Source organism: Mycobacterium kyorinense, from assembly GCF_002101735.1.
Taxonomy (GTDB): domain Bacteria; phylum Actinomycetota; class Actinomycetes; order Mycobacteriales; family Mycobacteriaceae; genus Mycobacterium; species Mycobacterium kyorinense.
The window spans coordinates 64,533-85,105 of record NZ_LQPE01000076.1 but is presented as its reverse complement, the minus strand read 5'-3'; the positions used below and the strand labels follow the sequence as shown (position 1 = coordinate 85,105).

Annotated in this window: 21 protein-coding genes and 1 pseudogene; 7 read left to right on the top strand and 15 right to left on the bottom strand. The window is 66.8% G+C overall.

Annotated features, from left to right (window positions below; all coding sequences use genetic code 11):
• Nucleotides 1-223: 223 nt before the first annotated feature.
• Both AWC14_RS09905 and AWC14_RS09900 read left to right on the top strand, forming a co-directional pair.
• Nucleotides 224-694, top strand: a complete 471-nt coding sequence (locus AWC14_RS09905) for a hypothetical protein (protein WP_069601512.1) — start codon at nt 224-226, stop codon at nt 692-694.
• A gap of 30 nt (nt 695-724) precedes the next feature.
• Nucleotides 725-1,294, top strand: coding sequence for a hypothetical protein (locus AWC14_RS09900; RefSeq protein ID WP_193393810.1), 570 nt, complete (start codon nt 725-727; stop codon nt 1,292-1,294).
• On the opposite strand, the gene AWC14_RS09895 is transcribed toward AWC14_RS09900, so the two are convergent.
• Together AWC14_RS09895 and AWC14_RS09890 are read right to left on the bottom strand one after the other, a co-directional pair.
• On the bottom strand, nt 1,288-1,515 hold the full coding sequence (locus tag AWC14_RS09895; RefSeq protein WP_045378658.1) for a DUF1918 domain-containing protein: 228 nt from the start codon (nt 1,513-1,515) through the stop codon (nt 1,288-1,290). The two genes, AWC14_RS09900 and AWC14_RS09895, sit on opposite strands and share 7 nt — an antisense overlap.
• A gap of 148 nt (nt 1,516-1,663) precedes the next feature.
• On the bottom strand, nt 1,664-2,650 hold the full coding sequence (locus tag AWC14_RS09890) for an esterase family protein (RefSeq protein ID WP_045378656.1): 987 nt from the start codon (nt 2,648-2,650) through the stop codon (nt 1,664-1,666).
• A gap of 326 nt (nt 2,651-2,976) precedes the next feature.
• Between AWC14_RS09890 and AWC14_RS09885 the strand changes: the two genes are divergently transcribed.
• Complete coding sequence (locus tag AWC14_RS09885) at nt 2,977-4,185, top strand: DUF7159 family protein (protein ID WP_142281642.1); 1,209 nt, start codon at nt 2,977-2,979, stop codon at nt 4,183-4,185.
• Nucleotides 4,186-4,199: 14 nt separating this feature from the next.
• Here the strand turns inward: AWC14_RS09885 and AWC14_RS09880 are convergent.
• The 5 genes and pseudogenes from AWC14_RS09880 to AWC14_RS09860 all read right to left on the bottom strand — a co-directional run.
• Nucleotides 4,200-5,828 (bottom strand): annotated as a pseudogene (locus tag AWC14_RS09880) (fatty acyl-AMP ligase); the annotation flags it as partial.
• A 221-nt stretch (nt 5,829-6,049) separates the two neighbouring features.
• Nucleotides 6,050-6,748, bottom strand: coding sequence for a DUF4389 domain-containing protein (locus AWC14_RS09875; RefSeq protein WP_045378650.1), 699 nt, complete (start codon nt 6,746-6,748; stop codon nt 6,050-6,052).
• 120 nt (nt 6,749-6,868) lie between these two features.
• Nucleotides 6,869-7,426 (bottom strand): YceI family protein, encoded by a 558-nt coding sequence (locus tag AWC14_RS09870; protein WP_045378648.1) that lies wholly within the window; start codon nt 7,424-7,426, stop codon nt 6,869-6,871.
• A complete protein-coding gene (locus AWC14_RS09865) occupies nt 7,423-8,433 on the bottom strand; it encodes an alcohol dehydrogenase catalytic domain-containing protein (protein WP_045378646.1) in 1,011 nt (336 codons plus the stop codon). The genes AWC14_RS09870 and AWC14_RS09865 overlap by 4 nt, the downstream gene beginning before the upstream one ends.
• 9 nt (nt 8,434-8,442) lie before the next feature.
• Nucleotides 8,443-9,705: a cytochrome P450 gene (locus AWC14_RS09860; protein WP_045378644.1), complete on the bottom strand. Its 1,263-nt coding sequence runs from the start codon at nt 9,703-9,705 to the stop codon at nt 8,443-8,445.
• A gap of 149 nt (nt 9,706-9,854) precedes the next feature.
• On the opposite strand from AWC14_RS09860, the gene AWC14_RS09855 reads away from it, so the two are divergent.
• The gene (locus tag AWC14_RS09855; protein ID WP_045378730.1) at nt 9,855-10,289 is read left to right on the top strand and encodes a hypothetical protein; all 435 of its coding nucleotides are present in this window, start codon (nt 9,855-9,857) and stop codon (nt 10,287-10,289) included.
• Between the two features lie 3 nt (nt 10,290-10,292).
• Here the strand turns inward: AWC14_RS09855 and AWC14_RS09850 are convergent, their stop codons facing one another.
• The gene (locus AWC14_RS09850) at nt 10,293-12,287 is read right to left on the bottom strand and encodes a YhgE/Pip domain-containing protein (RefSeq protein WP_081968136.1); all 1,995 of its coding nucleotides are present in this window, start codon (nt 12,285-12,287) and stop codon (nt 10,293-10,295) included.
• 14 nt (nt 12,288-12,301) lie between these two features.
• On the bottom strand, nt 12,302-12,994 hold the full coding sequence (locus AWC14_RS09845) for a P-loop NTPase family protein (RefSeq protein ID WP_045378638.1): 693 nt from the start codon (nt 12,992-12,994) through the stop codon (nt 12,302-12,304).
• Between the two features lie 99 nt (nt 12,995-13,093).
• Between AWC14_RS09845 and AWC14_RS09840 the strand changes: the two genes are divergently transcribed.
• Nucleotides 13,094-13,315 (top strand): Rv1893 family protein, encoded by a 222-nt coding sequence (locus AWC14_RS09840; protein ID WP_045378728.1) that lies wholly within the window; start codon nt 13,094-13,096, stop codon nt 13,313-13,315.
• Between the two features lie 43 nt (nt 13,316-13,358).
• On the opposite strand, the gene AWC14_RS09835 is transcribed toward AWC14_RS09840, so the two are convergent.
• Nucleotides 13,359-14,489 carry a nitronate monooxygenase gene (locus AWC14_RS09835; RefSeq protein WP_045378635.1) on the bottom strand — a complete coding sequence of 377 codons (1,131 nt, stop codon included), beginning with the start codon at nt 14,487-14,489 and terminating at the stop codon, nt 13,359-13,361.
• 121 nt (nt 14,490-14,610) lie between these two features.
• On the opposite strand from AWC14_RS09835, the gene AWC14_RS09830 reads away from it, so the two are divergent.
• Nucleotides 14,611-15,684: an NAD(P)H-dependent amine dehydrogenase family protein gene (locus AWC14_RS09830; protein ID WP_045378632.1), complete on the top strand. Its 1,074-nt coding sequence runs from the start codon at nt 14,611-14,613 to the stop codon at nt 15,682-15,684.
• 11 nt (nt 15,685-15,695) lie between these two features.
• A complete protein-coding gene (locus tag AWC14_RS09825) occupies nt 15,696-16,433 on the top strand; it encodes a glucose 1-dehydrogenase (RefSeq protein ID WP_045378629.1) in 738 nt (245 codons plus the stop codon).
• 13 nt (nt 16,434-16,446) lie between these two features.
• On the opposite strand, the gene AWC14_RS09820 is transcribed toward AWC14_RS09825, so the two are convergent.
• From AWC14_RS09820 to dtd, 5 genes are all read right to left on the bottom strand, one after another.
• Nucleotides 16,447-17,202, bottom strand: a complete 756-nt coding sequence (locus AWC14_RS09820; protein WP_045378726.1) for an HAD family hydrolase — start codon at nt 17,200-17,202, stop codon at nt 16,447-16,449.
• 5 nt (nt 17,203-17,207) lie between these two features.
• Complete coding sequence (locus AWC14_RS09815) at nt 17,208-18,101, bottom strand: class I SAM-dependent methyltransferase (RefSeq protein ID WP_235215900.1); 894 nt, start codon at nt 18,099-18,101, stop codon at nt 17,208-17,210.
• 104 nt (nt 18,102-18,205) lie between these two features.
• Entirely contained in the window at nt 18,206-19,063 is an 858-nt protein-coding gene (locus AWC14_RS09810) for an MEDS domain-containing protein (RefSeq protein WP_052425578.1), read from the bottom strand.
• A complete protein-coding gene (locus AWC14_RS09805) occupies nt 19,060-20,007 on the bottom strand; it encodes a sensor histidine kinase (protein ID WP_045378624.1) in 948 nt (315 codons plus the stop codon). Before AWC14_RS09805 ends, AWC14_RS09810 begins: the two co-directional genes overlap by 4 nt.
• Nucleotides 20,008-20,127: 120 nt before the next feature.
• A complete protein-coding gene (gene dtd, locus AWC14_RS09800; protein WP_045378620.1) occupies nt 20,128-20,559 on the bottom strand; it encodes a D-aminoacyl-tRNA deacylase in 432 nt (143 codons plus the stop codon).
• Between the last annotated feature and the right edge of the window lie 14 nt (nt 20,560-20,573).

Genomic DNA, 20,573 nt, shown 5'->3' with positions numbered 1-20,573 from the left:
TATTCACTCTGGCCGCTATAAGGCACCTGCACAAGAGCGGAAATCCGGCCCGAACTTGTAAACAAACTTCTCGGCGTTCGGCGCAATCGCCGGCCGGATAGCGCCCCGGCGGTGCCGACCCTTGTATCGACGCTCCAGACGCGCTAGCGTTTCGACGTCCTCCACCACGCTCAACGTGGAGTGATCACCATCGACACGGAGATTCAGTGAGGCCCCAGACACCATGAATCGATTCAAGGCCGACGGCGCGCTGGATGACGGTGAGGCACCCGTCATTGTCAGCTTGGTCGAGGCGGCAATGCAGATGTTCACCGCGTCGATCGAGGCCCTGCCGGACTCCAGCGATCCAGAGTTCGCCGGCCGCGCCGGGGTGATTCTGTCCGGTCTGCGCAAGCTGCAGACGGCGCTCACCGAGGCGGCGTCCCGAGGCCGGTCGACACCGTCGGTCATCGTGGCGCTCAGCGGGGTTCGCACCCAATACGACGAGCTGATGGAGCGGGTCGCGGAAGGACCCGGCGCGACATTGGGCCAGCAGCTGTACGTCACGCGCCGCCGGGCCAAGCTGTCCGCGCAGGAGACCGCCAACGGCGCCGGGCTGACGGCGGAACTTCTCGACGCGCTCGAAGCCGACGAGCAGCCCACCGACGAAGAGGCGGCCAAGATCAAGGAGCTCATCGCGGCGCTCGGCGGCTAACCGGGTCGGCGATACGAGTTAGCCTGAGGCGTGGCCGCAGTTCAACCCGCATGGCTTCGGTCGCCGGCCGCTCGAGCCCTGCTTGCCGCCGCGTTATCGATTTCGCTGGTGCTGGGCGGAGCATTCCTGGCGATAGGTCGGCTTCATTCGTCGCCTGCCGATCTCGACCGGCCCGCCAAGCCGGTGTCCGACGAGCAAAGCGAGAACGAAGTCGTCGAGCAGGCAAGGCATCTCGTCGACGTCGCGCATTTGCAGAAAGCCACCGCGGGCTACCTGTTGATGTCCTGCAAAGACCGCGACAACCCGCCGTACCAGGGTGCGGTGTACCTGAACTTCACCGTGCCCGCCGACGCGCGCGCCGACACCTACTTCCAGGACATCGGCACGGCGATGGTGGCCCACGGCTGGACCGAAGGACAGCCACCCAACCAGCACCTGTTCGGTAAAACCCTGAACAAAGACGGCGTCACCGCGATCGTGTACCGCGACGACGACTACCCCAACCTCGGGGTCGCGCGTCTATACGGTCAGTGCCGCAACATGCACGACCACCGCCGCGATACGACGGCCTGGGTCGACGTCACCGACCGGGTTCAGTGAACCCGGTGTGCGGCCCGGGTGTCGGCGGCGTCCATCTCCTGTGACGACACGACAAGAGCGTCGGGACCCGGAAACACCGTCGCCACATGGTCGCTGGCCCACTGCACGACGTAGGGCGGCGACCCGTCGGGGGAGCGCACCTCGGTGATCAAGCCACGATGGTCCGGCTGTGCAACTGTCGTTCCCTTGATGACCAGCCAATCGCCAACCTTGGCTTTCATCGCACAGAACCTTCCTTCTTGGTCGAGCATGATTCCTGGCGTATTCCGATTGTGCGCGCCTTGACGGCGTTCGGAAAGGGGAGCGGCGCAACAGAAAAACTGCGCTTGACGGATCACCGTCAAGCGCAGTTTTCAGCTCGCGCGTGGTTTAGCCGCCGCCTCCGCCGGCACCCAGGCTGCTTTGCAGATCGGGCTTCATCGCCTGCAACTGCGCGCCCCAGTACTCCCAGCTGTGTGTGCCGTAAGGCGGGAAGTTGAACACCGCGTTGTGGCCGCCCGCAGCAATATAAGCTTCTTGGAACTTTTTGTTGACACCGATCATGAAGTTGCTCTCCAGGAACGTGGCCGGCAGGTTGGCGCCGCCCAGTTCGTTCGGCGTGCCGTTGCCGCAGTACACCCAGAGCCGGGTGTTATTGGCGACAAGTTTGTCGACATTGACCAGGGGGTCATTGCGCACCCATGCGGGGTCGTTGTCGGGCCCCCACATGTCTTCCTTCTTGTAGCCGCCGGCATCGCCCATTGCTAGGCCTATCCAGCCCTGCCCGGTGGACGGGCTGAGATAGCCTGACAGCGACCCGGCGTAGATGAATTGCCCCGGGTGGTAGATCGCCAGATTCATTGCCGACGCACCCGCCATCGAGATCCCGACCGCAGCGCTGCCCGTCGACTTGACGTTCTGGTTGGCGGCTAGATATCCGGGCAGTTCGCTGGTCAAGAACGTTTCCCACTTGTAGGTCTGGCAGCCGGACTTGCCGCACGCCGGGTTGTACCAGTCGGTGTAGAAGCTGGACTGCCCACCGACCGGCATCACGATCGACAGACCGGACTGGTAGTACCACTCAAAAGCCGGGGTGTTGATGTCCCAGCCGTTGTAGTCGTCCTGGGCACGCAAACCGTCGAGCAGATAGACAGCCGGGGAATTAGGTCCACCGCTCTGGAACTCCACCTTGATGTTGCGGCCCATGGCGGCGGACGGTACCTGCAGGTAGTCGACCGGCAGACCTGGCCGGGAGAAGGCTCCGGCGGTCGCGGCTCCACCCACCAGGCCAACCAGGCCGGGCAGTGCCGCAGCCGCAACGGCGGCGATCGTCAGCCGCCGCGCCCAACCGCGTACCTGCTTGCTCACGTCTGTCATACCGTGCCCCTTGTCGTATGCCGTCGCACCCTCGGCAGAACTTACCGTGTGGTAGTGCATATGTCGATCACGGCGCAACCATGTCCCGATTCTGCATCGGCGAGTACCACCTGCTCAGCGCCCGTGCTAGGCGACGCGCAGCGGCTGCCGTGGCTACACGTGCCGCGCCGCGCTGGGACACCCGTTCGGGAGACGTCTTGGCGCCCGCGTAAGCTCACCCCGGGTACGCCGACGACGACCACATTGCTCCGGTCCCGTTCGGGCGCTGCGAACCACCGCGATTAAGTCGGCAACGTCGCAGGTAGGGGCACGATTGAGGTGCGAATTTGGATACGGTACTAGGGCTGTCGCTGACACCGACGGCCGGCGGCTGGGTGCTGGTCGAAGGCCGCCACGCCGACGGCGCCGTCACCGATCACGACGACTTCGCGGTACGCACCGGCGGCGGGATGCGCGCGGCCGACACCTCGGAGCAAGCGACCGCGGCGGTGTTAGAGGCCCAGGCCGCGGCGGCGCGGCGCGATCAGCGGCTTCATGTCGTGGGCGTCACGTGGACCGACGACGCCGCGGCCGAGGCCGCGCTGCTGTTGGAGTCATTGACTGAGGCGGGGTTCGACAACGTCGTGCCGATTCGGTTGGTCGAGGCCGCTGAGATGCTGGCGCGCGGTATCGCCTCCGTCGTCGGCCGTGACAAGGCCGCGGTGTGCCTCCTGCAGGGCGACTCGACAACCGTGGTGATGGTCGACGACTCCGATGACCAGGGCAAAACCGCCGTCAAACAGCTGGACGGCGGCGCCGAGCGGCTCACTGCGTGGCTGACCGCGATGTTCGACCGGAGCACCTGGCAACCCGGTGGCGTGGTGGTCGTCGGCCCCGACCACGACCTCGATGCGCTCTCATGGCAGCTGGAGAAGGCCCTGCCGGTACCGGTGTTCACCCAAAGCGGCACGCCGCTGGCCCTGGCCCGCGGCGCGGCCCTGGCGTCGGCGCAGACCACCGACTTCACTGATGCCCCGCTGATCGAGTCGATCGAAGAAGTCAGCGCGGCGCCCGTGCCTTCGCGGCCGCGGGGTTACGCCGGCGCGTTGACCATGCTGGTTGCCGGTGCGGTGACGCTGGTGGCGTCGGTGTCGCTGGCGATCGGCCCGCGGCTGCTTCCCGACAAGCCCGCGGCACCGGTGAAGCAGGCGGTCCACAGGACGACACCGGCCCCGGTGGCCAAGGCGCCCGCTCCACCGCCGGCCAAGGTTCAGCCGCCGGCGCCGCACGCGGCGCCGCAACCGGAGCCGCCGCAGGAGCCGACCGTCGCCGCGGCGCCCGCCGAGCCGCAAACCGTGGTGTCGGCAGAGCCGCCGGTCAACGTGCCGGCCGCCGAGCCGGCCCCGGTGCCACCGCCGCCTGTCGCGCCCCCGCCGGAGCCCGATCCGCACCCGCTATTGACAAAGCTGCTCAACCGCCTGCACGGGGTACCTGACGATGCCGCTCCGGCACCTGCCCCGCCGCCGCCTCCCAACCCCGGGGCGCCGTCGCCGTAACCGGCCCATCGACCCACGAGCGAGAGCGCGTAGGACCGACGCAGCTTGCCCGACGGCGTTTTGGGAATGGTTCCCGGAGCAACCACCGCCACCTTGCGTGGCCGCACGTCGACCTCGGCGACCACCTCGTGGGCCACCTGGCGCTCGATGCGCCGCGCCTCGGCGGGCATGTCGTAGGCGCTCGACTCGACAGCGACCGCAAACGTTTCGCGGGCCAGTCCCGCGTAAAGCCGCACCGCGGCCGCGCAACCGGGACGAACGCCGTCGACGCGCTCGGCTGCCCGCTCGATATCGTTCGGGTAGATGTTGCGACCGGCCATGATGATGACGTCTTTGACCCGGCCGCACACCACGATGTGGCCTTTCTCGGTCAGGTAGCCGAGATCGCCGGTGTCATACCAGCCTTGGTCGTCTCGTGCGGCGACAAAACCTGCCGCCGTGGTGTAGCCGGCCGTGACCGGCTGGCCGCGGACCTGGATCACTCCGACACAGCGGGCAGGTAACACGTTGCCGTCGTCGTCGACGATGCGTGCCTCCAGGCCCGCCAGTAACGGGCCCAGACACGCGAGCCGGCGCGTCTTGCCCTTGGTCGCCGGAACTGCGTGGCGCAGAACAGCAAGCAAATCGGCGTCGACCTCGTCGACCTTCAGGCCGGCGCCGCACTCCGAAAACGACACCGCCACCGTCGTCTCGGCCATGCCGTAGGCGGGCACGATGGCCTCGGGCCGCAGCCCGAAGGGCGCTCCGGCCGCACAGAAATCGTCCACGTCGTCCGGTTCGACGTGTTCTGCGCCCGACAGCGCCCACCGCAGGCTCGACAAGTCGAATTGGCCGGGTGTGCTCTGCATGCGTAATCGCTTGGCCAGCAACGAATAAGCGAAGTTGGGGGCGGCTGTCATAGTGCCTTTGTACTTGTCGATCAGCCTGGCCCACAGCAGTATGTCGCGCAGGAAGTCCATCGGGGTGATCTTCACCAGCTCTGCACCGAAATACATTGGCACGGCGAGGAACCCGGTCATACCCATGTCGTGGAACAGCGGCAACCAGCTCACGATGACGTCGTTGTCGAGGTCGTACCGCGCGCCGCTGAACATCGCCTCGGCATTGGACACCACGTTGCGGTGGGAGATTTGGACCGCTTTCGGCAAGCCTGTCGAGCCAGATGTCAGCTGCAGTAGGGCCACGTCCTCGTCACACGTATGCACGGGATCGACCGGATCTGCCGCAAGCAGTTGGTCGACGCGCAGCACCCTCATTCCCAACTCGGTCAGCAGGGGAGCCGCCGCCATGAACGGATCGGAGATGACCACGGCCCGAGCCCCGATCACGCCGATCACCGCCGCCGTCTCGATCGCCCAGGACTGCAGATCGGTGCGCGGCGTGGGCTGGTGGAGCATCGTGAGGCTGGCGCCGCGCATCCACAGCGCCTGCGCCGTTGGCGCGATTTCGACGGGTGCGCCTGCCAATACCGCGACGGCGTCACCATGCCCGACGCCGGCGGCCGCCAAACCGCCCGCCGCCCGGCGCGCCTGCTGGTGTACCTGGGCCCAGGTATGCCGGACCGGCGCAGCGGGTTCGCCGGTCGTCATCCCGTTGCGACTGGTCAGGGCATTGGCGAACATTCTGTCGGTAAAGCTGCTCACGTCGACCTCCCGTGCACCTTGCTTGGCACGCAAAGGTTGTCTGCCATCGGCGACGCTCCATCACTAAGACGCGCTATCGCAGATGGCTGCCCATCGGCGGGCCTCCGACGAACCTACGATCGTCGAACAGTAGCGCCCGAAGGCACTGCATTCGCCCGCGAAACGCGTGTGCCGCGGTTTTGTTGTCAACCTGTCACAGGACGTTGTCTACGGCCTGCGGCTCAAGGGGTTTCGGTCACCGCCGTCGGCTCCACTTCGCGCGCGCCCATGTCGAGGCGGAACGGCGGATACTCGTCGCGCATCAGCGCGCTGTAGGCCCGGACCCGAATGGCCCACCGGTTGATCCCGATCACGAAGTCGTACAAGCCTTTCGGGTAGCGGCCGGTGAACAGCAGGCCCAGCACGGAGATCACCAGCAGTATCGCTATGAGCGGCGGCAGGTCGTAGCCGACGACCTCGTTCGGGTCGACCATGAGAAACCGCCAGCCTCCGGTGAAGAAGGCCAGCAGTATCAGGTAGTGCGGAATGGCCAATAGCCACCATTTGACGAGCACCAGGCCGCGGCTCAGCCGCTGCGGATAGTCGACCTCCAAATCGGCCGGGTACTCGGCGTTGGGCTGCAGGCTGAACGGCGGGTACTTGTCGGTGCCCAGCGCGGTCAGCGCGTAAAACGTGACCCGCCAACGCCACCGCTTGACGCCGACACTGAAGTCGAACAACGCGCGGGGATATTTGCCGGTGATCAGGATCGCGAAGAATGCGATCACCGTGACTACCAAGACGGCGATGTGCAAGAAGAACAGAACGATGTAGTGCGGGATGGCCAGAATCCATTTGACCAGCCATTGCCATCGCGACAGGCCGGGGTCGAGGTCGCCTCGCACGCGGACGGGATAACGGTTGGCTTCGGGTTGCGTCATCGACGGCTCCTCACGCGGGTTCGGCTAGAGAATGAGCCGTCGCCGCCGTTTTGGCAAGCCTCGCCGCCAAATCGGCCGTCGAGCGCTCCAGGTGCTTCGACCGAGGCCCGCATACGCCTCCTAATGTTTGGTGTGCTGTGCGGTGAACGACACGCTGACCTTGTCGGCGACCTTCAGCGAGCCCATGAACAACGAGTACGGCTTGACACCGAAATCGGACTGCCGGACGGCGGCTTGCGCAGACATCCGCCAAGTGTCGCCGAGATCCGTTGTGCCAAGGTCGATTACCTGCTTGCGGGTCTTGCCGTGGATCTGCAGTGGCCCGGTGAGGTGGTAGCCGTCGGTGCTCTTTTCGATGTCTTCGGCGGTGAAAGTGATCTCGGGATACCGGTCGGCGTCCAGCGAGCGCAGTGCGTTGGACCGCACCAGCGACTTCTCCGCTCCGGACAACGGCGTGACGCCCCCTTCGCCGCGCACCACGTCCAGTGAAGACACGTCGACGGCCAGTTCCGCCGCGGCCGGTTCATCGCCGGCCCACCTCACCATGGCCTGCCATTGCCGCATCACGATCGTGAGGCGATGGCCCATCCTCGCGGCGCGGCCGGTGACCCCGGTGTGAACGACCAACTCGCCGTGGGATGCGTTCAGGGTCCAGACGGCTGGATTGTGCTCAGTCACATGGTCAGGACGGTCCGGTAGTGCGCCCGTCCCTGCACCAGGGCCGCGTAACCGTCGGCAGCCTGCGACAGCGGCAGTTCCTCGATCCATGCCCGCACACCCGACAGGACGGCGAATTGCATTGTTTCCTCAACCTCTTTGGCGGTCCCGGACGGATGGCCGACGATGGACAGCCCCGGATTGATCAACTGTAGCGGGCTGATCGGCAGCGGCTCGGGCGTGACGCCGATCGTGACCAGTTCGCCTTGGGGCGCCAAGCCGCCGACGGTTGCGGCCATTGCCTGCGAGTTGCCCGCTGTGGCCAGCACGACCGCAACGCCGCCCAAGGCTTTCAGCGCGTCGGACACATCGCCGGTGGCGTCGATGTAGTGGTGAGCGCCCAGCTCGCGGGCGTCGTCCGCCTTGGCAGTGCCGCGATTGATCGCGATGGTCTCGAAACCCATTGCCCGGGAAAACTGCACACCGAGATGGCCTAGCCCGCCGACGCCGAGGATCGCTACCCGGTCGCCGGGTAGCGCCTTGGTGTGCCGCAGCGCGTTGTAGGTCGTGACACCGGCACACCCCATCGGTGCGGCTTCGGCGTCGGACAGCTCGGGGGGAATTCGAGCCAGTGCGGTGGCCGGTACCGTCACCGACTCGGCGTAGCCGCCGGGATAGTGCCAGCTCGGCACCTTGCCGTTGACGCAGTGGATGAAAAGGCCCTTGCGACACGGGTCGCAGTGGTTGCAGTTGCCGCCGAACCATCCGACGGCGACTCGATCGCCCACCGCGAAGTCCTCGACGCCCGGCCCGATCTCGGCGATTTTGCCGGCGATTTCATGGCCCGGAGTCAGCGGCCAGGACAGGCCGGGGAATGCACCGCCGACGAAGTGGGCGTCGGTGCCGCAGATGCCGCAGGCGCCGACATCGATGCGCACTTCGCCGCGCCCAGGCGACGTTGTCTCGACATCGGCGATCGCCAACGGCGCGCCGGCGGACTTCACGTGGACCGCTTTATGTGAGGGCATGGGCGCAGCTTAATGCGCGACAGGGCATTTCGCGCCAGCGCTGGTGTGATAGTCGACCTGCCAGTGCTTGATGCCGTTGAGCCAGCCCGAGCGCAGCCGCTCGGGCTTACCCAGCGGCGTCAGGTCGGGCATCTGATCGGCGATCGCGTTGAAGATCAGGTCGATCGTCATCCGCGCCAGGTTGGCCCCCATGCAGTAATGCGCGCCGGTGCCGCCAAATCCCACGTGCGGGTTGGGATCCCGCAGAATTTTGAAGGTGAACGGGTCTTCGAACACGTCCTCGTCGAAGTTGGCGGAGCGGTAGAACATCACCACCCGCTGGCCTTCCTTGATCTGCACGCCCGACAGCTCGTAGTCGCGCAGCGCGGTGCGCTGGAATGACGTCACCGGCGTTGCCCACCGCACGATCTCGTCGGCGGCCGTGGCGGGCCGCTCCTTTTTGAACAGCTCCCACTGATCGGGGAAGTCGGTGAATGCCATCATTCCCTGGGTGATGGAGTTTCGGGTGGTCTCGTTGCCGGCGACGGCCAGCAAGATGACGAAGAAGCCGAACTCGTCCTCGGAGAGCTTGTGCCCGTCGACGTCGGCCTGGATCAACGTGGTGACCAGGTCCTGCCCCGGGTTCTTGGCCTTCTCGGCGGCCATCTGCATGCCGTACATGATCAGCTCGACCGACGCGGTGATGGCGTCGTTGCCGGCGAACTCGGGGTCCTGGTCGCCGACCATTTGGTTGGACCAGTGAAACAGCTTCTTGCGGTCTTCCTGCGGCACGCCCATCAGCCCGGCGATGGCCTGCAGTGGCAACTCGCACGAGACCTGTTCGACGAAGTCGCCGGCGCCCTCGGCGGCGGCTGCTTGCACGATGCGCTGGGCCCGCTCGTTGAGCTCGTCGCGCAGCCGTTCGACGGCCCGGGGAGTGAATGCCCGCGAGACGATCTTGCGCAGCCGGGTGTGCTGCGGCGCGTCCATGTTGAGCAGGACGAACTTGCCGCGCTCGATCTGCTCGCCGACGGTGCCGTCCTTGTATCGCGGCAACGCGGTCTTTTTCAGGCTGGAGAAGACGTCGCTGCGCAGCGAGATCTCCTTGACGTCCTTGTGCTTGGTGACCACCCAAAAGCCGCCGTCGTCGAATCCGCCCGCACCGAGCGGCTGCTCGTTCCACCAGATCGGTGCGACGCGACGCATCTCGGCCAGCTCCTCGACCGGCAACCGCTCGGCGTAGATGTCGGGGTCGGTGAAATCGAATCCGGGGGGAAGATTCGGGGTCGGCATCGGCACTCCTCGAGTACGGCCTGCAAAGGACATCCCTGGGTCAGTAAAGCACCGGGACCGCGGAATTGGAACGTGTTCTCACTGGATTGCCGACGGCCGGCCCAGCGAAACCAGCGTGTGCCGTCGTCGCCATGGTTATGCTGCGGATCATGATTCGCCAACTCTGCATCGCCGCTGCGATCACGGGCGCCGCCGTCGGCACCGCGCCGGCTGCCCTCGCCGACCCGCAGCATTACGACGGCGACGTTCCGGGGATGAACTACGACGCGTCGCTGGGGGCGCCGTGCGACAACTACGAGCGGTTCATCTTCGGGCGCGGCCCGGGTGGTCAGGCCGAGGCGTGCCACTTCATCATCAACCAGTTCCCGGCCGCGCAGTCGGGCTACTGGGTGATCACCTACCCGCTGAACGGTGTCCAGCAGGTGGGTGCGCCGTGCCCTAATCCCCGTGGCGCATCCGCGCAGTCTCCCGACGGGTATCCGATGCTGTGCACCGAACACGGCTGGCAGATCGGGCAACTGACCGGCGGCGGGTTCCCGATCGTCGGCGGGGGATTCCCGTCCGACACCGGCGTCACCGGCTAGGTCTCACACTTCGATCGGCGGGTGCAGCCGCTCCATCGTGTACTGCCGGTTGCGCCGGGCCGCCCACGCGCTGGCGGCCAGCGACGCCGCCAGCACACCGCCGAGCACCACGACGGCGATCCACAATCGCGAATCCACGCCGCCGACGATGACCTCTCGTAAGCCGTTGACCGCGTAGGTCATCGGGTCGAGCGGGTGCAGGATCTGGAACGGTTTCGCCGTGGTCTCGACAGGATAGATGCCGCCGGCCGACACCAGCTGGAACATCAGGAACGCCAGCGTGACCACGCGGCCGACCGCGACGCCGAACACCGCGTTGAACGCCTGGATCAACGCCAGGAACGCCGCGGCGATCAAGAGCAGGAACACCACCGTCGCCACCGGATGCCTGGCGTGCAGACCGACACCGGCATGCACGACGGCATACATCACGACCACCTGGCACGCCGCGACGAGCAACCCGGGCCACAACGACGCCAGCACCACCCGCACCGCGCCGAGCCCGTTGACGATGGGACGAGTTTGCAACGGGGTCAACAACATCCAGATGATCAGGGCGCCGATGAACAAGGCCAGCGGCAAGAAGAACGGTGCGAAACCGGTGCCGAACGTCGCGGCCCGATGCATGAAATGCATGTCCAGCGTGACCGGGTCAGCCATGGTCTTGGCGACGTCGTTGCGCTGCCGGTCGGTCCAGGACGGCACCTGGCGGGCGCCCTCGTCGAGCTTGGTGGCCAGCTCGTGCGCGCCGTCGTCCAGCCGCCTGGTGCCGTCGGCCAAGTTGGCCGCGCCGTCGGCCAACCGGGCACTGCCGTCGGTCAATTGGACCAGTCCGCCGCTGAGCTTCTGGGCCCCGGCGTTCAGGTCGTTGGCGCCGTTGCGCAGCCTGATGACGTCGGACTTCAACTCGCCGTTGAGCAACCGGGTGAGAAAGACTCGCAGGTTGCTGTTCGGGTCGCCCAGCTCGTCGGCGAACTGGTCGGCTTTATCGCGCAGCCGGGCCAGGCCCTCGTCGGTGGTGGGATCCATGCCCTTGGATTCGAGGATTCGTTGCGCCCCGGCCAGCACATCGCCGAGGTTGCGCGCCGTCGGATCGGCGTTGGCGCGCAACCCGTTTACCACCTGGTCGACGATCGCGGCCGCCTGCGCGTGGTCGACGTGCAACGCGGCGATCCGGTCCGCGGCGGTCTCGACGGTCTGGCTCAGCCGGGTCGCGGTCTCGCCGACCTGGTCGGGGTCGAGTTGCAACATCTGCACGCGGTCAAGGACTTTGACCACGGGGTCGGTCGCCTGGGTGATCGCCGTCGAGAGCTGGCGGGTACCTGCGGCAAGCGCGGCCGAGCCGTCGCGGGCGGTCACCATGCCCTCGGCGAGTGTCCGGGCGCCGGTGGCCAACTCGTGGGCTCCGTTGTCCGCGGTGTCCAGCCCGGCGGCCAGTTGGCCCGCGCCGGCGGCGGCCTTTTTCAGCCCATCGCCGGCCTGCTGCACGCCGATCAGCACCTGTCCGACGACCTGTTGACCGATTTTGGCGCTGACCTGGTTGAGCACTTCGCGCGCGGTGTTCTGCCCGATGATCGAGGCGAGGTAGTTGTTGGCGTCGTTGAACGTGAACCGGATCTGGGCCTGGCGGGGGTGCGGGCCCGACGGCGACGCGACGGCAGCGCTGAAATCCTCGGGCAGCGTGATCGCGAAGTAATAGCTGCCGTGCGCAACGCCTTTCGCGGCTTGATCGGCCGACATCGGTATGAGGTTCAGTTCGCCGGACTTCAGCAGCGCATCGGCGACCTGGTCGCCGGCGCGCAGGTTCTGCCCCTGCCCGATAGTTCCGCGGTCCTCGTTGACCAAAGCGACCGGGACCTTGTTCACTTCGGCGAACGGATTCCAGAAGGCCCACAGGTACATCGCGCCGTAGAGCAGCGGCAGCAGGACGACGGTCGCCAGCGCGATGCGGGGGAGGGTTCCGCGGGAGTACCGCTTGAGGTCGGTGCCCAGCGACATTCCGGCAAGCATGCTCAGTCGGCGCCTTTCTGCTCCACGGGAATCTCGGCGCGCACGCCCAGACCGGGGGGTATCGGATTCACTGATGCGGTGACCACGGTTTGCCGCGTACCGAGCTCAACCAGGCGGCGCAGCAACGCTTCTCGGTCGGCGTCGCTGACGACCTCGTCGACGCCGCCGACGACGAGGACCGGGGGGCGCCGGGTGTTGGCCAGCGCGATCCGCAGCAGCAGGCCGTCGAGTTGGGAGAGTTCCTCGGCGTATTCGGTGAGCGGGGGTAGCGGCAGCTCCCCGAAAACCGGCGCGCACATCGCCGTCAGGTCGTCCCCGTCGGCGCGGCGAACCAGCCGATACCAGTTCGCATCCCAGCGCCGCTGTTCGGTGATCAGATCCCGGACGGTCACCGACTCGGCGATGTTGTCCAGCTCCTCGATGCCGGCGAGCGCGGACACGGCGAAGATGTCGGCCGCGCGGATTCGGCCCAGCACCGTCACGGTCCCGGCGACCGGTTTCATCCGCCCCGCCAATGTCATCAGCAGCGCGGTTCGCGCGGACCCGGGCGGGCAGTGCAGCACCGTCACACCGCCGGCGTCGACGTCGAGGTCGATCGGGCCGTAGACCGGACCCCACGGGCCCGTCATGGTGATACCGCGTGCCGTCAGCGCAGGTTGTGGCCGGTCCGGCTGCGGCAGACCTGCATCGCCCATGTGCTCACCCCCGTGCGGTCTTCCGTAGTCAAACATGACCAGGGCGGTCCCCGCGGTCTACAGTCGCACGAAAGCATCCGCAACGAACAGGAGATTGTGATGGCCTTCAACCCGAATGAAGCGCTCGGCGCCGTCAGGGACATCGCGGCCAACGCGGTCGAAAAGGCCTCCGACATCGTCGAGAACGCCGGTGACATCATCCGCGGCGACATCGCCGGCGGCACCGGTGACATCGTGCACAACTCGATCGAGATCTTCACCTATGCCGTCGACAGAGCCAAAGAAGTCTTCACCGGCGTCGGCGCCGACGACGTCGAGTAACCAGAAGCGTTGCGGCGGATCGCTTTTCAGCGACCGCCGCTGACTACGCGCTGGCGGCGGCGTTGAGTTCGTCGAGCCGGTTCGTCGCCTCCAGGTACTCCTGCACCCAGCGCTCGATGACGGTGGACGTCTTTTCCACCTTGGTGAATTGGCCGACGACCTGCCCGACCGGGTTGAACGCGACGTCGACGGTCTCGTTCGGGTACTTGTTCGTGGCGCGCACGGCGATGCCGGAGACCATGTACTGCAGCGGCATGCCGAGCGGCTTGGGGTTCTCCGGTTTCTCCCAGGCCTCGGTCCAGTCGTTGCGCAGCATCCGGGCCGGCTTGCCGGTGAACGAGCGACTACGGACGGTGTCGCGGCTAGAGGCCTTCGCATATGCGGCTTGCTGCACCGGGGTGTTCGATGCTTCCTCGACCATCAGCCACTGCGAGCCGGTCCATGCTCCCTGAGCGCCGAGCGCCAGGGCCGCGGCGATCTGCTGGCCGCTGCCGATGCCGCCGGCGGCCAGCACCGGGACCGGCGCCACCTCCTTGACGACCTGCGGCCACAGCACGATCGAGCCGACCTCGCCGCAGTGGCCGCCGGCCTCGCCGCCCTGGGCGATGATGATGTCGACGCCCGCGTCGGCGTGCTTGCGGGCCTGTGACGGTGACCCGCACAGCGCGGCGACCTTGCGGCCTTCGTCGTGGATGTGCTTGATCATCTCGGCGGGGGGAGTGCCGAGCGCGTTGGCGATCATCGCCACCTTCGGGTGCTTCAGCGCGACCTCGACCTGCGGGGTGGCGGTCGCCTCCGTCCAGCCCAGCAACTGCAAGGCATCCTCGTCGGCGTTCTCCACCGGAACACCGTGGTCGGCGAGGATCTTCTTAGCGAAGTCCAGGTGCTCCTGCGGCACCATCTTGCGCAGCGACTCGGCCAGCTCCTCGGCGGACAGGTGCGAGTCCATGCCCTCGTACTTGTTGGGGATCACGATGTCGACCCCGTACGGGTGGTCGCCGATGTTCTCGTCGATCCAGTTCAGCTCGATTTCCAGCTGCTCGGGGGTAAAGCCGACCGCGCCAAGCACGCCGAAACCGCCGGCCTTGCTCACGGCGACGACGACATCGCGACAGTGCGTGAAGGCGAAGATCGGGAACTCGATGCCGAGTTCGTCGCAGATGGGAGTGTGCATGGTTGTTCCTTACTAGGGCCGGTCGAAGAATTGGAACGTGTTCTAGTTTAGTACATCGCACGATACCGTGTCGCATGGCGGCCGCGCCGTATGAGACCCCATAGTCCGCAAGGAGGCAGCCATGACGATCCGCGTCGCGCACATCGGCACCGGGAACGTGGGCCGTCTGGCCCTGAGCCAGCTGATCACCGACCCTCGGTTCGAGCTGACCGCGGTGTGCGTCTCCTCGGCCGCCAAGGTCGGCAAGGATGCGGGGGAGCTGGCCGGGCTCGACGTCTCCACCGGCATCACCGCGACCACCGACATGGACGCGCTGCTGGCCACCCAGCCGGACTGCGCTGTCTACTGCGCGATGGCCGACAACCGTCCCGTCGAGGCGATCGGCGACTGCCTGCGCATCCTGGCCGCGGGCGTGAACGTCGTGGGCTCCGCGCCCGGCGTGCTGCAGTACCCGTGGCAGCTGATGCCCGACAAGTACATCGCGCGCGTGGAAGACGCTGCACGGCTGGGCAATTCGAGCCTGTTCATCACCGGCGTCGATCCGGGGTTCGCCAACGACCTGATCCCGTTGGCGTTCGCCGGCACCTGTCAACGCGTCGAGCAGGTGCGCTGCATGGAAATCGCCGACTACGCCACCTATGACGGCGCGACGGTGATGTTCGACGTGATGGGCTTCGGCAAGCCGCTCGACGAACTTCCGATCCTGTTCCAACCGGGTGTGCTGAGCATCGCGTGGGGCACGGCGATCCGGCAACTGGCGGCCGGGCTGGGCATCGACATCGACGACATCACCGAATCCTGCGAACGCGAACCGGCGCCGGAGGCCTTCGACATCGCGGCCGGCCATATCCCGAAGGGCAGCGTCGCCGCGATGCGCTTCGAGATCCGAGGCATGGTCGATGGGCGGCCGGTCATCGTGATCGAGCACGTGACCCGGCTGCGGGAGGACCTGCGTCCGGACTGGGCCCAGCCCGCGCAGCCCGGCGGCTCGTACCGCGTCGAGATCACCGGCGAGCCGTCCTACGCCGTCGACATCTGCCCGGCCAGCAGCAACGGCGACCACAACCACGCCGCGATCGTGGCCGCGGCGGGGCGGATCGTGAACGCCATCCCCGCGGTGGTCGCGGCCGAGCCCGGCATCCGCACGACGCTGGACCTGCCGCTGATCCCCGGCACCTGTCCGACGCTGCGGTAGCCTGACCCGTCATGGGACGCGTGGACGGCAAGGTTGCACTGATCAGTGGCGGCGCTCGGGGCATGGGTGCTGCCCATGCCCGGCTGCTTGTCGACGAGGGTGCCAAGGTGGTGATCGGCGACATCCTCGACGACGAGGGCAAGGCGCTGGCCGACGAACTCGGCGACGCGGCGCGCTATGTGCATCTCGACGTCACCGAGCTCGAGCAGTGGGAAGCGGCGGCCGCCACCGCGGTCCAGGAGTTCGGCAAGCTCAACGTGTTGGTCAACAACGCCGGCATAGTCGCGCTCGGCCAGATCCACAAGTTCGATATGGCCAAGTGGCAGAAGGTCATTGACGTCAACCTCACGGGCACGTTTTTGGGCATGCGGGTAGCGGTCGAGCCGATGATCGCCGCCGGCGGCGGGTCGATCATCAACGTGTCGTCGATCGAGGGGCTGCGCGGCGCCCAGATGGTGCACCCCTACGTGGCGTCCAAGTGGGCGGTGCGCGGGCTGTCCAAATCCGCGGCGTTGGAGCTGGCGCCGCACAACATCCGGGTCAACTCGATTCACCCCGGCTTCATCCGCACCCCGATGACCAAGCATTTTCCCGACGACATGCTCAAGATTCCGCTCGGTCGTCCCGCCGATTCGAGTGAGGTGGCGACGTTCGTGCTGTTCTTGGCCAGCGACGAGTCGTCGTACTCCACCGGCAGCGAGTACGTGATGGACGGCGGCCTGATCGTCGACGTGCCGCACAAGCTCTAGCGGACCACGCCAGTCACTGCCCGCCGAGTCCGGCCAGCAAGCGCCGGCCCCGCCTGCTGCCTGCGTGGGCGACCCGCAGCACCGGCCAGCCCCGCTCGGCGGACACCGCCGCAAGCCGCGAGCGCGGGTTGACCGGCCGGGGGTTGCCGACCAACGACATCAGCGCCACGTCCTCGTCACCGTCGGCGTAGAAGTAGCTGTCGGACAGCTCGATACCGTTGGCGGCGCAAAAGTCCTGCGCCGCAGCGGCCTTCTTCGGACCCCAGACGATGGGCCGGGTGATGTCGCCGGTCAGCAGGCCACGGTCGTCGAGCTCGAACTGGTTGCACAGCACGTGGGTGATGCCCAGAAAGCGGGCCACCGGCCGCGCGTGGATGGTCAGCGCCGACGAGCTGAGCACCACGGTGTGCCCGCGCTGCTGATGGGCCGCCACGATGTCGCGCATCCCGGGGAAGACCCGTGCCGCGATGCGTTCGACGAAAAGGCGCTCTCCGAGCTGGTCGAGTTCGGCCAGGGACTCACCGCGCAGATAGCCCGCGCCGCGCACGACCAGCCGCTCGAATTCCATGCGCCCGAACCGGTATCGCATCATCGCTTCTGCCACACCGAGGACTTCGCCGATCCTGGCCTGCCGGCTCCGGATCCGGTGGCCGGCGTGGGCGGTGGCGGTGAACCCGGCCACCAGGGTGCCGTCGAGGTCGAAGAATGCGCCCACCTGCGGGCCGGGTGGGCTCGCGGCGATTTCGGCGACGGCCTCGGACGTGTGCATGCGGCTCACCGCCTTGCTGTGACGTATTCGGAGTGCATGATGGCGTCGATCTGCGCGTCCACCTCCGGCGGAGTCCGGCCGTACTCGACTTGCAGCTGGAGCGTGTTACGCACCGGATCCACGGCCCAGCCGTGCTCGGTGAGCCACTGCGCCGGCTTGGTTTTGGCCGCGTCGTCGTAGGTCAGCGCGGAGAAGTCGACGTCACCGGACATGTTCAGTCCGGGGTAGCTCGCTTCCAAAGCCGAGAGCCGGTCTCGGTCGAGACACGACCCCAGCGCGCCGATCGCGATACGACTAGCGGGCGCCGAGAGCTGGTCGACGCGGGTGAACAACGCGTCTTGGGCTTGGCCGGTCAGGTAGGGCAGCAGACCCTCCAACGACCAGGCGGTGGGCTTGCCCGGATCGAAACCGGCGGTGCGCAATGGTATCGACCAGTCGTCGCGCAGATCCGCGGCGACCTCCACGCGCCGCGCAGCCGGCTCGGCGGGCTGCTCGGCAAGCACCCGGGATTTGAACTCGAGTACTTTCGGCTGATCGACCTCGAAAACTGTTGTTCCGCTTGGCCAGTCGAGCCGGTAGGCACGCGAGTCCAATCCGGCCGCGACGATCACGGCCTGACGTATACCGTGGCAGGTCGCCGCGACGAAGAATTCGTCGAAGAACCGGGTCTGCACCCCGTAGAGCCTCGGAAACGCGGTCGCGGTCTCCGACGTCGGCGGATTCGCCAGCACCCCGGTCAGATACGGATCCGCCGACGCGGTGATGAAGAGCTTGGCGTAGTCGTCTCGCGCCAGCGGGTCGGGACTGGTGGCATGAACGGCGCGCCAGCCGGCCACCAGCAGCGCGGTGTAGCCCACGCTGCTGACGATGTCCCACTCGTCGTCGTCGGAGCGGGTCACCGGTCGCCCCACCGGCTACGAAGTTCAGCGGCGCAGGCGTCGCGTTGCTCGGCTGGCTCACGAGTGTCGCGCAGCATCCGGCTCCCTTTCGGTCACCGGCAAGCCTACGATGCGGCGTCCGCCCGCACATGGGTGAGACCGAGCACCTCGATCAGCCGGATGATCGTCGGTCGATTGGTCGTCAGCACCACTTTGCGATCGTCCTCGCGGGCGCGCTCCTCGAGCGCGCACAGCTGTCTGTGACTGAAAAATTCGAGCTTCTTGGCGCCGATCCGCACCGTATTGCCACGCTGCAACGGCCAGACGCGTCGCAGCGTCAGGTCGAACAACTCGTCGGAGGCGGCGTCGACCTCGCCGGCCAACGCGAAATCCAGCTCGGCGTCGGGGTCGGCGTAGATCCGAAACATCGCCGATTTGTTGCTGACGAACGGGTGCAGGCAGATCAATTCGCCTGCCGCGCCGCCAAGTTGGTCGATGTCGTAGGCGCACAGGGCCGAAAACGGCAGCACCGCCATCTGCTGGTCGACGAGATACTCCAAGCGCGCCAGGGCGTCACGCTGTTCGGGGGTTCGGGCCGCCGGTGTGACATCGCTGACCGCGCGAAACCCGCTGTAACCCTTGGCAATTGCCTGCTTGACGGCGTCGAGGTATTTGGCCACCGCGCTGTCGGCGTCGATGATGTCGGTGCCCGGACAATAGACGTAGTAGTCACTGGTCGGCCACGCCTCGATGCGACCGGAGTCCAGATACTGCCCGACGCCGGGCATCGCCGCCAGTTCCGCGCGCAGCTCGTCGCGGCTTCTGTCGGCGGCGTAGGCGATGTACTGGTTTTGCCGCAGACCGTCGGCGATGTATTCCGCTGCGCGGCTGAGCAATTCGGCCCGGCTGTGGTAGCCCCAGGCCAAATGTCCGAAGGGGACCAGGCCGGCGGCCGAATCGACCACGGCATGCCGCCGCATCATGCCGTCCCTTCCACCCTGATGTAGGCGTGGATGGTTGTCTCGCCCGGACAGCTGTGTATGCGCACCAAATCGGCGACGGCGTTGACGACATACAGGCCTGGGCCGCGGCCGGAGTCGCGGTCATAGGGTCGCCGCCCGGCGAGCGGGTCGTCGAGATGCCCGCCGTCGCGGGCTTCACAGACCAGGTGGCCGTCCTCGTGCCACAAGGCGAGCTGGCACGGTCCGCCGGAATGCATCAGGCTGGAGGTGGCCAGCTCGTTGATGACCAGTTGCAGATCCGCGATCCGGCCGGACGGCAACCCGAACCACCGGCCGTAGCCGGCAACGAAATTGCGTGCACCGCTGAGGTCGGCGAGTTTGCGCGCCGTGTACCGCACCGCGGCATCATGCGTCGACAATGGCTGGTTGTAGCGTGCCCACACCGCATCCGGGGCGTACGCGGGGCTTTGTTGCTCGGGCGATCCGGGCTGCCAGAGCACCGGGTGGGTACATCGGGCGTCGGCGATGACGTCGGGGGCAAGGTGGGCGACGTCGTAGGGACAGACCACGGTGACGTCGCGGCCGGTGAACGCGTGGTTGATCAGCGCCTCGTGCTGCACGCAGGCGGGATACTCGACGTGTGATCGGGTCGGCCAAATCGGTTCGCCGATCATGCGAACCGGCTCGCCGTGATGCTTCTCGACGAAGCTGCCGAGGACTTCGCCCAGGATCCGACCGGGATTGCGCCCAGCTTCGGTCATGTCGGCCATCACCACGTGTGCCGCCGACCGGCCCAACCCATCACACAGCGCCGCCAGATTCGGTCCGGGCACGGCAACCAGCACCGGGTTGCCCGCGTCCAGCGCGTCCGAGATGAACGGCAGCAGACAATCGAGGTACTCCTGCTGGGTGCGATAGAAGAGCGCAGGGTGGGCGAAGGCGCCCTGCTCCAGTGCATCGGTCATCTCAGCCGCTCCATCACTTCCCGGCGGATACTGAGATACCCGCGCTGGTAGTACCCGAATCACCGCAGCCCCCGAGCCGGTACCCGGACAGGCTACAACCGGGCGCGCCGGCCCCCGTAGTCACACTTCGAGCAGAAGAGTCACCGGGCCGTCGTTGATCAGCTCGACCTTCATGTGCGCGCCGAAAACGCCGGCTTCGACCTGCGCACCCAATTGCCGAAGATCGTTCACAAACGCCTCGACCAGTGGTTCTGCCACCGCGCCGGGGGCGGCGGCATTCCAGGACGGCCGCCGGCCCTTAACAGTGTCGGCGTACAGGGTGAACTGGCTGACCACCAGGATCGGCGCGCCGATGTCGGCGGCGGATTTTTCGTCGTCGAGTATGCGTAGCTGCCAGAGCTTTTCGGCGAGCCGGCGCGCTTTGCCGGCGTCGTCGTCGTGGGTGACGCCGACGAACGCGACGAGCCCCTGACTTTCCGGTCGAATCGCTCCCACTACCCGGCTGTCCACCGACACCGTCGCCGAGGAGACCCGCTGCACCAGAACTCGCATGGACCGATGCTGCC